Origin of the sequence: Inquilinus sp. KBS0705 (genome assembly GCA_005938025.2) — a bacterium.
Classification (GTDB): domain Bacteria; phylum Bacteroidota; class Bacteroidia; order Sphingobacteriales; family Sphingobacteriaceae; genus Mucilaginibacter.
On record VCCI02000002.1, the window covers coordinates 259,096 to 272,546 of the forward strand.

Consider the following 13,451-nt stretch of genomic DNA (forward strand, 5'->3'; position numbering starts at 1 on the left):
ATATATGTTTGCCCATATATAAATACGCAAACTCATGTCATTAACGGATAAATTAAACTGGCGATATGCCACGAAGAAATTCGACAGCACTAAAAAAATTGCCGCCGATAAATTAGAGGCTTTATTAAGTGCTTTACAACTTGCACCATCATCATTAGGTTTACAGCATTACCGCATATTGGTTATAGAAGATGCCGCTATACGCGCCAAACTGCGCGAAGCCGGTTATGGCCAGTCACAAATAACCGATGCATCGCAACTGATCGTTTTTGCAGCTGAAACCAATATGAATGAGGATTTTGCCTCTAAGTACATTAACCTTGTTGCTGAGACCCGCAATACAAGTGCCCAAAACCTTGAAGGTTATAAAACAATGGTGATGGGAGCCATTAATAACCGCACGCCCGAGCAATTGTTAATATGGGCACAAAAACAAGCTTACATTGCCTTAGGGGTGTTAATTACTGCATCTGCCGACCTTGACATAGACAGCTGTCCCATGGAAGGCTTTGATGCCAGTAAATTTGATGAGATACTGGGCTTAAAAGAAAAAGGCTTAACGGCAACCGTAATGGCAACAATTGGCTACCGTGCCGAGGATGACACATACGCACAACTTGCAAAGGTGCGCCGCCCCGCTGCAGAATTGTTTATACGCATATAATTCCCAAACTGGCTACAAAGGCGGGTGCGTTCGGTTATATCAATTTGCCATGGTTTGTATATTGGTATGGTCAAAGGCCCCGCCTTTGCTGTGTTTTAACTTTCGTTTTGCATGATTTTGCGCTTTCTGAATATTTTTTAATCAAAGGTTAATTAACGGCATGGCATTTGCGTAAGTAATGTAAATTATTTGCCATGCCCAAAAAGATATTAATAGTTGACGATAATGCCCTTATTTTAGAATTAATGGGTGTTATATTGGATGCATATGGCTACGAAGTAATAACATTTAGCACCGGCACAGGGGTTGTGAATGAAATAAACATTAATCACCCCGACCTGGTTATATTAGATGCCTGGCTGCCCGGAATGGATGGCCGTGATATTTGTAAATTATTAAAACAAAATAAAGCTACCGAGCACTTGCCGGTAATTATTTGTTCAGCGAGCGATGATTTACATAAGGCGATGTACCAGGATGGCGCACCTAACGACATATTACCGAAGCCATTTGATATGAATGATCTTCTTAAAAAGGTTAATTTTCAGTTAGCCGCCTAATAAACTGAAAAAAAAGCCGGACATTATAAATGCCCGGCTTTTTTATTTTTGTACCTATTACTCAAACGCAGCCTTTAGCTGGATATATTTACTAATATCGTTTGACTTAAACCCCTTCTCTTTCATCTTAGAAATATATTCCGGCGTTATATTCATTGATTTTAGTGCTGTTGCATCACCAATGGATATCTTGTCGAAGCCGACAGAGCCAAAACTTTTCAGATATTCGGGAGTGATACCTAATGCTTTTAATGATGTTGCGTCGTTAATATTAATATCGTAGCCGGCTTTTTTAAAGCTTGAAATAAAATCGGCGGTAACCCCTAATGCTTTCAACGATACCAGCGTACTTAGCGATATGTTTTTATAACCGGCATCTGTAAAATCTTTAGCGTAGTCGCCTTTAATTCCCATCGATTTTGCCGAGATCAAATCATCAGCCGATACATTTTTGTAGCCGGCCGCTTTAAGGCTGCGTATATAAGCAGCGTCAACGCCCACCGCCTTCATGCTTACCAATTTACCTCGCTCAAGGTTAGTATAGCCCTCGGCTTTTAATGCATTTACATAGGCATCATCAACATTTAGTGCTTTATACGATATTATATCATCTACAGGGATGCGCGCTGCTCCTTTTTCTGTCGCCTTAGCCGCTTCCCGTCCCGTAACAGGGGCTTTACCGTTCATTTTGCTAAGATATTGGCCTGTTATTCCCTGGGCCTTAAAGCTAACCAGCTGATCAAAAGTAAGGTTGGTATAACCTGCTTTTTTAACCTCGGCAAAATAGCCCGCGCTAATGCCCAATGCTTTGCCCGATACCAGATCGTTAATAGATGGTTTAGGGAAGCCGCTTTGTGCCCAAAACTTTATATAAGGTTCATCAACCTTTAGTGCTGCGGCGGCTATCAGGTCGTCTTTTGACAAGTTTTTGTAGCCATTATTCTTTAGCATGGTTACATACCCTCTTTTAATGTTGATCATAAAAAAGGCAAGGTCATCCTCTTTATCAATTTTGGTGATCCCCTCGTTTCGCAAGTAGGTTGCAAATGATGGATCGGCTACAAATTTGTAATCGCCATATCCTTTGTTGCCCTCAAACTTGCCGGTAAAGTTCATGGTGCCTGCTTCGCGTATCAGCTTAAAATCGCCTTTTGTGTTAGTTGGCAGTGCGGTAAAATCGCTAACCTTAAAATCCGAGCTATTCATCCATGTGTCGTCGTCATCGCCGGCTTTTTTAAACTGAATCGATAGCTTGTCTCCCTTTATAGTAGCAAACCAAGCCCCGGTGCTGTGATCTTCCCATTTATAATTTTTGTTTTTCGCAGTCTCCTGGCTTAATGCCACAGGCTGGTTTAATGCACATACCATAAATGCCATTAATGGCATCAGAAAAAAGTATTTCCAGCTGGTATGAATGTTTGATCTTTTTGCGTTCATCATAACTATTCGTTTTTTTAAGAGTGATTGGTTGTAGTTTGTAGTTACACGAAGCGATAAATGCGGTACCGAAACTTTTAATAAGCTCATTTGGTATACTTCGCGCTCTACTTCTTTATTGTTCAGCACATCGCTGTCGGTTAAAAATTCAAGGTTGTTTTCCAGCTCTTTACGATACCACCAGGCAAATGGGTTAAACCACTGAAAAATCAGCATCAGTTCGGCCATCAATAAATCAAAGCTGTGGCCCTGCTTTATATGTATCTTCTCGTGTAGTAGTATCTGGCTATAGGTTTCCCAGTCGTATTTAGCCGGGTTAATAAAAATATTGTTTCCAAATGAACAGGGGGCTTTATCTCCATCCAGTTCAATTATGCGATATTGCCCGTCTTTTATAACCGGGTTTTTATACGCCTGCATAAGTAATACAATTACCTGCAGCAGCAAGTTCAACCCAAAGGCAACCACACCAAACCAATACACATATACCACCCATTTTAATACCTGTGGTAATATATTTTGCGCTTGTTCAGTAACATTTTTTGCTGCTGCAGGGGCACTAACTGTAGCACCTTGCTTTTGCGGAACACTGGTTACTTGCGAGCGAACCTCCTGCTGATTGATATTAATAGGCGTAACAACATTTACCGTTGGCTCGGGGGCTTTACGTAATGCCCAATGCTGTGGCACACGTATAAGCGGCAATAAAAACGTTATAGCCAAACAACCCAGCAATATCCACCTGTTAAGGTGGTAAAAGGTCTCCTTTTGCAACAATACTTTATAGAACAAAAGGCACACTGCAATAAGCAGCGCAACATGTAATATGTATGGTATCATTTCTTTTGGTTTTTAATAAGGTTTAATATCTCTTCCAGCTCCGTTTCGGATATTTTTTGCTCTTTGGCAAAAAAAGCCAGCATGCTTGGGTACGAATCATCAAAATATTGGCTTACAATATCTTTCATGGCATGCTTCTGGTAATCTTCGCGGCTTACCTTAGGGTAGTAGTTATATATGTTACCAATGGTATCATGATCCAGGAAACCTTTTTCCTCCAGTATCTTTACCATGGTTGCCACCGAATTATAGTGTGGTTTAGGTTCGGGCATTTCGGGGATGATCTCCTTTATAAAAGCTTTTCCCAGTTTCCAAAATACCTGCATTATTTGCTCTTCGCGCTTGGCCAGTTTTTGCATAACAATAAATTAAAACAATGTTAATACTAATAGATTAGTATTGCAACTAATTGATTAGTATTTTGCTCGTTTATAATTTAATACTCTGATTATGAGGTAAATAATTTTACTGCCGCTTGTGCGTCTACAGGTTTTACTTATCGAAAATACTTTTGGCCTTTTTAATGGTTTTTTCCAGATCTATCCCTTTCCCTAAAACGCCTTTAAAAAGGTCGCCTTCTTTTTTTAGCCGGTCGATGGAATTATTTATGGTAAAGTCTTTCATGGTTAGGCCGGGCTTCACTTCGTCCCAATGTAGCGGCATAGATACGGTTGCGCCAGGTTTTGGTCGCAGCGAATACGGGCCTGCTATGGTTGCGCCCGGGCGATTTTGTAAAAAGTCGAGGTACATTTTGCCGCCGCGGTTTTTAACCATACGCTCTAATGAGGTATAATCGGGTATTTGCTGATGTACTATATTTACAATAAGCCGGGCAAACATCTGCGATTGATCGTAATCGTATTTAGCATTAAGGGGTATATATATGTGCATCCCTGTTGAACCGGATGTTTTGCAAAAGGCGGGTACCTCTATGGCATCCAGCACTTTTTTTACTTCCTGTGCAGCTGCAATTACCTGGTCGAATGTGTTTTTGTCCGGGTCGAGGTCTATAACGCAATAGTCGGGGTTGTCCGGCGATTGAATGCGGCTAAACCAGGGGTTCATTTCTATACAGCCTAATGATGCCATCCATAGCAGGGTAGCTTCGTCCTGGCCCACTAAATAGTCTTTATCCTCGCCCTCGCTGGTGGTATAAGGGAATTTTTTTACCCAGTCAGGCGATTTTCCCCTAACATCTTTTTGGTAAAAGCTTGGCCCATGTATACCATTAGGGAAACGGTTTAGCGACTGCGGCCTATCTTTCAAATAAGGTAAAATATACTCGGCTACCTGGTAATAGTAGTTAAACATGTCGCGCTTGGTGATGCCATCTTCGGGCCAGTAAACTTTACTCAGATGGGTAAATTTTAAGTCGTGGCCACAGATCTTTTTTACCTGCGTTTCTTCATTGGGGTTTAAAAGAGTCCGCTTTGTTTTCTCTTTTGGCGCTGTAATTATTTCACTTTTTTCTGGTTTTTCCTGTGGGGCTATTTCGTTTTTTTCTGGTTCTTTCTCAACTATATCAGCGGTATCCGCCTCCATTTCGCGTACCACATCCTTTGCTTTTTTATCGCTGCGCATACCCTCAAAAGATGGGTGTCGAAAAACACCGTCGCTGGTCACTTCGGCAAAACTCACCTCGCAAACCAGTTCGGGCTTTAGCCAGGTTGCTTTTGCCTTAGGCGGGTTTGGCCTGAAACGGGATGGCTTATTTACATCGGGTTCGCTTTCAAATGGTATTTTATCTGTTATTAACGGCTTAAAGGCTGACATCATCTCTTTTTGCAGTTTGTCAGAAAACCCTGTGCCCACCTTGCCCACGTATTGGAAAATACCATTCTCGTAAACGCCTAACAAAAGCGAGCTGAATTGCTTAGCGGTTCCCTCGTTTTTTGTAAAACCGCCGATCACAACTTCCTGCCGTTTGTTAACCTTTATTTTCAACCAATCTTTAGACCGGTTATTGGGCAAATAGGTACTATCGGCCTTTTTGGCCATAATACCTTCTAAGCCTATTTTGCCGGCAGCATCAAAAAATTCGGTACCATTGGCTTTAAAAATTTGGCTTATGCGTATACGGTCATCATCCGTTGGCAGTACTTCTTTTAGTATAGCCTGGCGATCGCTTAATGGTAGCTCCATCAGATTTTTTCCTTCGTACCATACAATATCAAATACATATAGTACCAGTTCGCCGTCTGCCTCGCTGCGCCAATTTTGCAACGCACTAAAATTTGATACTCCCTTATCATTCAAAACCAATATTTCGCCATCAATAACAGCGTTTAGTTTCCACTGCGATAACAAATTGGTAATTGGGTAATATTTATCGTTGAATGATTTGTTATTACGCGATAGTAGCTGCACTTCGCCTTTATTTATAAAAGCCAGCGTGCGGTAACCATCCCATTTAACTTCGTACACCCAATCTGGGTCGTCAAATGGTTCATTTACCAGCGTAGCAAGCATTGGTTTCATACCTGTGGGTATATCACCCTTGGATGCTTTTTTTAAGATCGCCGGAATATCAACCTTTTCTTTGGGAATAGTCTCCTCTGCCTCTTCTGTTAATTCTTCAACCGGCTTTCGTGGGTTTTTTTTTGATGCCTTTTTGGGCTCTTCCTTTTCTACGTCCTGTTCTCCGCCATCCCTCCAAACCTTCTCACTGGTTTTTTCCATCGTTTCGATGGTTTTGCCCGAAAGCACCGATTTGTCTTTTTTAGTAATATCTTTTGTTGAGGCATAATCATCCTTGTGCTTAATCAGCAACCAGCCATTCTCGCCCATTCCATGGGTTTTAACAAGGGCAAACTCGCCTTCCAGTTTTTCGCCATGTAGTTTTATTTTTAACGAGCCCGATTTTAGCTGTTGCAGCAGGTGCTTTTCCTGGGCCTTTTTTCCCTTTATTTCTTCAATCGGTTCGTAGGTGCCTTCGTCCCAAACAATCACTGTGCCGCCGCCATATTCGCCTTGCGGAATGATGCCTTCAAACTGGCGGTAATCCATAGGGTGGTCTTCTACCATCATAGCCAGCCTTTTAACCTTAGGGTCGGTAGAGGGACCTTTGGGTACAGCCCAGCTTTTTAATACGCCCTCCATTTCCAGCCTAAAATCATAGTGCAGGCGCGATGCGTCGTGCTTTTGAATCACAAACATCAGTTTATCCTTATCCGCGCTTTTGCCGGCTTTAGGTTCTGTAGTCTTAGTAAAATCGCGTTTGGCGACGTATTTTTCCAGGCTCATGACAATATGATTATTATTAAAATAAACACAGTGCCGGCCATATGGTTTTACTACCTATTGTTGTATAACCGATAGGATGTTGCCAGCGGGGTCTTTAAACCAAGCTATTAAGGGGCCGCCGCCACGAAAGATATTGTCTTCATCCGTTTTAAAGTTTTCCATATCGTAAGTTTCAAACTGAATGCCTTTCTCTTTAAGGGCCTTTACCGTTTCTTCGATGTTTGGTACCGGGAAGTTCAATATGGTAAATGTTGCAGGCTGGTGGTTGGGCTTGGGATAGGCCAACACCTTATTACCACCGGGCAAATGCAGGGTAAGCAGATCGTACATCTTTTCATCAATAGTTACTTCTAAACCCAACAGGTCGCCGTAAAACTGTTTTGCTTTATGGGTATCGTCAACAGAAAACCCGCTAAATGCTTTTGAATCTTTTAACATGGTATTGCTTTTATAGTTACCCCGCAAATGTGCAGCCAATAAACTAATATATAAGTATATAAACGCGACCAATTAGGTGCAAATTTGAGACATACTGCCAAATGCTTATATTTAACCCGGATGACGGTTAGTAAAACATACTCAAAGTACTGCAACATGGCTAAAAAAGGCTTGTGGCTTTTGGCTGTATTACTTAGTTTCTTTACGTTCTCTGGCGTTGCGGTTGCTCAACAACAACACTATGCTACCCAAACAGAAGCATTTTACAAAAGACTTCCTAATACAAAAGGTGCTGTTATCTATAAAAGCGCCTCTTTAAAAAGCCATAAACAAAATCCTTGGTTTTTAAACACCAGTAATGCTGTGGCTACAGCTAATTATGGTCATTTAGTAAGCATATACTACAACCATCAAAAGCAAATAGTCAAATTACTGCCAAACGGTTTATTACGGCAACGCCCTGCCCGTACTGATCTGGAGATGCCTGCTTCTTCTCTGACGTAAGCTTCGCTTACTCCTATTTAATTCTTTCTTAACACATTTTGCTGTGCGACGCACGGCCTTACGCTATATATTATATTTATGAAAAAGCTCAAAAAAATATTGAGGCTTTGCTCGCTAATATTATTTTTATTATTAGCATTAGGCGGCGTAGCCATAACCGGTGCCGCGCCTACTCCACCAAAACACCGCAACATTATAAATACAGAAACAGTCATAAAAAAAGAAGAGGACGATGAAGAGCCAGAAGAATATAACGCTGTCTTTAAACATTAAACAGCTATTAGTGCTTTATTTATCAGCCATTGGATATCCCTTGCTTGTCCAGTTAGTATGCAAGTTGGTTGGCAGGTTTAACACTTTAATATTAGCAAACCCTTCTTTTTGCAATTCGAAAAATGCCGGGCGTATATTGGGGCATTTGGTATAAGGGCAGCACCCACAATAAATTACTATAGCGGTGCTTTTTGGCAAACCGGCAAGCGCTGCTTTTAATTTGCCTAAATTTTCGGTATTATTTACTGCGCCAATATGTTTCGCAAATTTAATATCCTCTACCGCTCCAATATTAAATATAATGGGTTGCGTTGCTTTATCATCTTTAAGCCTGGCATCTAATTCTGCCGGCTCAATTAACTGGTTATCAGTCCACGGCACACTTATTCCGGCTGTAATTGGAGTGGCGGATGTTTGTGCCTGGACATTTTTATTCGTTAATATTAATACGAATAAAGATAGAGTTAATATTATAATTTGTTTTTTCATATGTATTATTTTTTTCTTCAAAGAGGTGTTTCATAAATATCGGGTTAATTTTTTATACAATTATGATACGACATCAAAAAGCGCTGTTTAACCCTTAAAATCAAGCATTTAAAAAAATTTCTTTTTTTGTTTAAAACTTAAAGGAATAATGTAACATTGCGGTCACTTATGCCGTATTAATTATTATTATAGTATTTATTACTTATTATGCAATAAAATGTATATTAGTTAACTCAATATTTACCCATGGCCGACCTGCAATTACTGGAAAATATACAACAGTTTGACTCTTGTATCATACTCAACTTTAAACAAAAAGAGCCTGTAGTGCAAGACTTTGCGCAGGTTACTGCCGAATTAAATAATGTAAGAGCTATGATCAATGAGATGATCGAGATCATAGAAACCCGGGAAGACCTGGCGGGCGGCTATACAACTGCAGTTAATAAATATATTACCGACTTTAACGAGAAGGCAAATTCATTGATTTTATATAAAGTTGACGGCGGTAACAGCAGTAATTATAACAATAATATAATAAGCGATATTAATAGCTGGATACAGATCATATACCTGGGATATAACGATAACAAGCCTTATGGGTTTATGGCATTGTATAACGCCTTAAAGTTAAATCAGCTGGTTTACCTCCAAAAAAACCGATCAATAATAGAGCAAATAAAAGCAGAAGTAAGACAATCAAGAAATAAAGCAACGGAACTGTTTAATTTACTACAGCCGCAGGTAAACCCATTAGCGCCAGACCCTGCCCTGATCAGAAACCGTATTTTAAATAATATGCAGTCGCAAAAAAAGGAATCCGGATTTATGGCTTCCATACTTCAGTTCTTTATAACCGTTTTCATATTTGTATTTATTGCGTACTTCTTGTGGATATGTTTCTACTAATAACGGGGCCGCTTTTTAGTAATAAAATGTGGTTAACATACTACGTTTAATGGATAGCTGGCCTTAATAACAACGATGTAGTGGTACCCAATACCGCCCCGCCAAAAACATCACTTGGATAATGCACCCCCAGGTACATACGCGAGTAGCCTACCGACCCTGCCCATAAATAAGCCGGTGCAATTACATACCATTTTGGATATGCCCGCGATAATGCCGTTGCAACCGCAAAACTTGTTGATGTATGACCCGAAGGGAACGAAGTACTGCCCGCATTGTAAACCGCAACAATTTTTAAATTTTGGACAAAGGGCCGGCGGCGCTTAAAAATAGTTTTGATTAACAAGGTAGCGCCAAGGGTAATGGCTGCGCTGCTACCCACATATAAGGCGTTCTGCCGCATCTGGCTATCGTGCCCAACAATGCCGCCAACTAATAATGCAACAGGTATGCTGTATGAAACATAGGGTAACGAATTAGATAAAAACAGCATTTGTTTTGTTTCGCCATCATTGCGTTTCAACGCCAGGTCTATCAAAACTTTATCATCAAACCGCTGAACAAAGTTATTTACCTGCGCTGCCTGAACCTTTACTTGTGTAGTGGTTTTAGTTTGCTCGGGAGCTTTAGGTTGCTCCTCTGTTTTTATTTGCGCCACAACGTTTGCTGCAAAAGGTATAGCAAACAACATTTGCAGAACAAATAATGCATTTATAAACCTGGTGCAATTGCTTGTTTTCATAATGAGATCAACGAGCTATATATAATAAAGCCCAGCTTAAGGCATTGGCTTATGCAACGCCAACTTAACAATAAAATTGTTAAGTTTTAAATGGGGGCCGGCCGACACACAAAAGCCCTGAGACTTACGGCTCAAGGCTTTTTACTTTTCTCGTCGGGATGGCGGGATTCGAACCCACGACCTCCAGCACCCCATGCTGGCGCGATACCGGGCTACGCTACATCCCGAAATATTCAGGAACCCGAACGCTGCAAATATAAATATGAAATTTAATTTATAAAGTGTTCGTTTAATTTTGCGCCCCTTCACAAACACGGCCCAGCATTTCACAAATAGCTATACAACAGCGGGTTTGATAAAATGAACAATTTATATTCTTCATAGCTTGGCAATACCAATTGTAAAACTAATTTATTGTAATATGAAAGTTATAGCTTTACGTTTAGCAGCCGTCTTGTTGGTAAGCTGCTGCATCTTTTCTTGTAAAAAAGAATTTGTCGACACCCAGTCGCCCACAAAGCTCGATGAGAAAACAAGTGTCTCTATTACCCCGACTACTATTTTCGCGCCGGGGCTGCACAATTTTACCGACATCCATATTTGTTATGATGACAAAGTATTTTTACTAGAAGGCGGAAAATTGAAACGGTTAGTAGGCACCGACCTGGTTGATGTTCCTTTACCTGCTTCGGTATACAAAGATTTCGATCCCAAATTTTTAACAATTTCAAAAGACTTTACTTTTTATTTGAGGGCCAATACCGGTATCAAGATAATAAAATCGGGTAAAGAAATTGGCTACTACAAGGTCGGCCAGGCTCCGCTTGAAAACTTTACACCCAATACCTTTGGTAATTTCGAAATTGAGGTTGACGAAACAGATCACTCTCTTGTTTTTGGAACAGTACGGTTTGGCTTCGATTCAACTTCTTACGCCATTGCTAAGATCACAAAAGACGGGCATTATGGCGATATAACTTTTCCAAATGTAGTAGAGCAATTTATTACAGCCTTTGGGCTGGGCCCAAGTACCGGCGAAATCTGGAGCGGAAATTTAGAGACCAACGGGAACTCCTATTTCGACGGATTATTAAAAAGTACTGTATCTACACCTCCCTTTACTTATGGCAATACTAAGCTTTATGGCCAGCATCCATCAACTCATATCAGCTTCCCTACCGAGGGGCCTATTGATTCGGTAGAGTTTGCTGTAATTTCCGGAATAACGGTGAGTAAGAATAGCAAGGTTGTATACTACAAAACGGGCAGCTTTGGCGAGGAGGAAGACGTTGATGGAGTAAACAGTTTTGGTAATGTTTTTAAAATTGAAGACGGTATTGTAAAACGGCTAACAGAGAATGTTGACGGAAAACGGCTGGCCATTTCTAACAACGGTAAAACCCTTTACATAGCAGGAAAAGGGTTATCAAAAATAGAGCTTTGATAACCTATGCTGTAACTCAAACCGTTTGCAGGTGATGCTCATCAACCGCCATTACGTTGTGCTGTTGTTTTAGCTTCTCTTTACGTTGATAACGAATATGTAGCAGCCCAATAAGTAATGCCACAATACCTTCGGCCATTATTGTATTGGGCGCTCCTATCCATTTAGATACCGCGCCAACCAACAGGCCGCCTACGGGTTGCATGCCAAAAAAAGCCATAGCGTAAAAGCTGATCACCCGGCCGCGCATGCCGGCTTCTACCGTTGTTTGTATGAGCGTATTGCTAATGGTTATCTGCGACATCATGCCGAAGCCTGCAATGGTAACAAATACCAGGGCCATCGGGTAAATGTGCTCGTGCGAAAACAATATCAGCCCGGCGCCAAAAACCATGGTGTTAATACATAGTATCTTTTTTAAATTGGCGCCCGCTTTAACAGATGCCAGGAAAATAGCCCCCGAAAAGGCTCCTAAGCCTATCACACTATCAATCACCCCGAATGTGGTAGCGTTGCCTTTAAAAACTTCGCGGGCATAATAGGGCAGCAGGGTGCTAAAAGGCAATACTAAAAGGCTTATTAGCCCCAGCATCATTATAACAAAGGCAATTGATGGGGTGGCCTTTAAATAAGCAAATCCTTCTTTAAGTTCGTCGTAAACATTTTTAACATGGGGTTGCTCAACATACTTGGGTAGCCTCATCATTAACAAAGACCCTATAACCGCCACAAAACTTACCGCGTTAAGCGCAAAGCAAACATCGTCACCCAGTGTCTCTAAAACAAACCCTGCAATAGCCGGGCCTATCAAGCGCGACAGGTTAACCATTGACGAATTGAGCGCCAGGGCATTTGGCAGATCCCTTTTATCGTCTATCATCTCGTACACCAATGATTGCCGTGCAGGCACATCAAAAGCGTTAATGATACCTAACACCACGCTTAAGGCCAATATTTCCCACACCTGGTAGTGTTTAAAAAATATCAGCGCCGTTAATAACACGGCTTGTATCATTGATGCTATTTGTGTGCCCAGTAATACCCTGAAACGGTTATACCTGTCAGACACTACGCCGCCTAGCAACGACAACAAAAAGGATGGGAACTGGCTGGCAAAGAGTGTAAGCCCCAGCATAAATGTAGAATGTGTAAGCGTGTAAACTACCCAGCTTACTGCGGTTTTCTGCATCCAGGTGCCAATAAGCGATATAGACTGGCCTGCAAAATATAACCTATAGTTACGACTGCGAAATGCTTTAAATGTACTTATATTCATATTAATAACCCTTTATGCAAACTTGCGGGTTACTCAAAATCAATGAGCTTTGTTAGCGGGGCAATGGCATTTAATAAAAGTTCCTGCTCGTGCGTGTTGCATGTTTGGGCTATGGCCCGACTTAGCCACATATTACGCTCACTGCGCATCTGTAATAAAAAATCTTCCCCTTTAGCCGATAAAGTTACCAGCACCTTACGCTTGTCGGTTGCCGATGTTTTGCGGTTGATAAACCCCAATTGCTGCAAATGGTTCAAAATTTGCGACATAGATTGATTGGTTATCTTTTCGGCGGCGGCAAGTTCGCTTGGCAGCATTTCGGTTTGATAAAGCATAGCGATGGTGGAACGCATAGTAAGCGAAAGCTGCTGGGCAATAGCCGATTGCTTACGCAGCTTTTTAATAAGCCTTGTTACTACAGTACGCAGCGCTGCTGCTATTTCATCCGGGTTAATGTTACTCATTTTATAGTAAGATAAACTAATAAGTTTGCCTTACAAATATAGAAGCTTTGATTACTTTTTTTATCATGTGATTATCATTTATACCCTTGGTTTTTAATTTTATATGGCTTAATATGATGTTGTAATTACCTAAATTCAAAAAAACATTTTTGTATATTAATTAATGGT

The 13,451-nt window shown here is 40.9% G+C and carries 14 protein-coding genes and 1 tRNA gene; 6 read left to right on the forward strand and 9 right to left on the reverse strand.

All coding sequences use genetic code 11. The features are described 5' to 3' along the window. Positions 1 to 34: 34 nt before the first annotated feature. On the forward strand, positions 35 to 664 hold the full coding sequence (locus FFF34_012525; protein ID TSD64721.1) for an NAD(P)H-dependent oxidoreductase: 630 nt from the start codon (positions 35 to 37) through the stop codon (positions 662 to 664). A 194-nt stretch (positions 665 to 858) separates the two neighbouring features. Beyond that, entirely contained in the window at positions 859 to 1,224 is a 366-nt protein-coding gene (locus FFF34_012530; GenBank protein ID TSD64722.1) for a response regulator, read from the forward strand. A gap of 57 nt (positions 1,225 to 1,281) precedes the next feature. Here the strand turns inward: FFF34_012530 and FFF34_012535 are convergent, their stop codons facing one another. The 4 genes from FFF34_012535 to FFF34_012550 all read right to left on the reverse strand — a co-directional run bounded on the left by FFF34_012535 (position 1,282) and on the right by FFF34_012550 (position 7,182). Then, the gene (locus FFF34_012535; protein TSD64723.1) at positions 1,282 to 3,501 is read right to left on the reverse strand and encodes a M56 family metallopeptidase; all 2,220 of its coding nucleotides are present in this window, start codon (positions 3,499 to 3,501) and stop codon (positions 1,282 to 1,284) included. Beyond that, entirely contained in the window at positions 3,498 to 3,860 is a 363-nt protein-coding gene (locus tag FFF34_012540; GenBank protein ID TSD64724.1) for a BlaI/MecI/CopY family transcriptional regulator, read from the reverse strand. Before FFF34_012540 ends, FFF34_012535 begins: the two co-directional genes overlap by 4 nt. Positions 3,861 to 3,993: 133 nt before the next feature. Next, positions 3,994 to 6,744, reverse strand: coding sequence for a DNA ligase D (ligD, locus tag FFF34_012545; protein ID TSD64725.1), 2,751 nt, complete (start codon positions 6,742 to 6,744; stop codon positions 3,994 to 3,996). A 54-nt stretch (positions 6,745 to 6,798) separates the two neighbouring features. Then, positions 6,799 to 7,182 carry a VOC family protein gene (locus FFF34_012550; protein ID TSD64726.1) on the reverse strand — a complete coding sequence of 128 codons (384 nt, stop codon included), beginning with the start codon at positions 7,180 to 7,182 and terminating at the stop codon, positions 6,799 to 6,801. 156 nt (positions 7,183 to 7,338) lie between these two features. Between FFF34_012550 and FFF34_012555 the strand changes: the two genes are divergently transcribed. Beyond that, complete coding sequence (locus FFF34_012555) at positions 7,339 to 7,686, forward strand: hypothetical protein (protein TSD64727.1); 348 nt, start codon at positions 7,339 to 7,341, stop codon at positions 7,684 to 7,686. A 78-nt stretch (positions 7,687 to 7,764) separates the two neighbouring features. After that, positions 7,765 to 7,959, forward strand: a complete 195-nt coding sequence (locus FFF34_012560; protein ID TSD64728.1) for a hypothetical protein — start codon at positions 7,765 to 7,767, stop codon at positions 7,957 to 7,959. 15 nt (positions 7,960 to 7,974) lie between these two features. Here the strand turns inward: FFF34_012560 and FFF34_012565 are convergent, their stop codons facing one another. Further along, complete coding sequence (locus FFF34_012565; protein TSD64729.1) at positions 7,975 to 8,448, reverse strand: rhodanese-like domain-containing protein; 474 nt, start codon at positions 8,446 to 8,448, stop codon at positions 7,975 to 7,977. 246 nt (positions 8,449 to 8,694) lie between these two features. On the opposite strand from FFF34_012565, the gene FFF34_012570 reads away from it, so the two are divergent. Continuing rightward, positions 8,695 to 9,357 carry a hypothetical protein gene (locus tag FFF34_012570; protein TSD64730.1) on the forward strand — a complete coding sequence of 221 codons (663 nt, stop codon included), beginning with the start codon at positions 8,695 to 8,697 and terminating at the stop codon, positions 9,355 to 9,357. Positions 9,358 to 9,403: 46 nt separating this feature from the next. Here the strand turns inward: FFF34_012570 and FFF34_012575 are convergent, their stop codons facing one another. Together FFF34_012575 and FFF34_012580 are read right to left on the reverse strand one after the other, a co-directional pair. Then, positions 9,404 to 9,850, reverse strand: a complete 447-nt coding sequence (locus tag FFF34_012575; protein TSD65068.1) for a phosphatase PAP2 family protein — start codon at positions 9,848 to 9,850, stop codon at positions 9,404 to 9,406. Between the two features lie 399 nt (positions 9,851 to 10,249). After that, positions 10,250 to 10,326, reverse strand: a tRNA-Pro gene (locus tag FFF34_012580). A 194-nt stretch (positions 10,327 to 10,520) separates the two neighbouring features. Between FFF34_012580 and FFF34_012585 the strand changes: the two genes are divergently transcribed. Further along, on the forward strand, positions 10,521 to 11,543 hold the full coding sequence (locus FFF34_012585; protein TSD64731.1) for a hypothetical protein: 1,023 nt from the start codon (positions 10,521 to 10,523) through the stop codon (positions 11,541 to 11,543). 16 nt (positions 11,544 to 11,559) lie between these two features. Here FFF34_012585 and FFF34_012590 read toward each other — a convergent pair whose 3' ends face one another. Together FFF34_012590 and FFF34_012595 are read right to left on the reverse strand one after the other, a co-directional pair. Then, a complete protein-coding gene (locus FFF34_012590; protein TSD64732.1) occupies positions 11,560 to 12,819 on the reverse strand; it encodes an MFS transporter in 1,260 nt (419 codons plus the stop codon). 29 nt (positions 12,820 to 12,848) lie between these two features. Further along, on the reverse strand, positions 12,849 to 13,283 hold the full coding sequence (locus tag FFF34_012595; GenBank protein ID TSD64733.1) for a MarR family transcriptional regulator: 435 nt from the start codon (positions 13,281 to 13,283) through the stop codon (positions 12,849 to 12,851). Positions 13,284 to 13,451 lie beyond the last annotated feature (168 nt).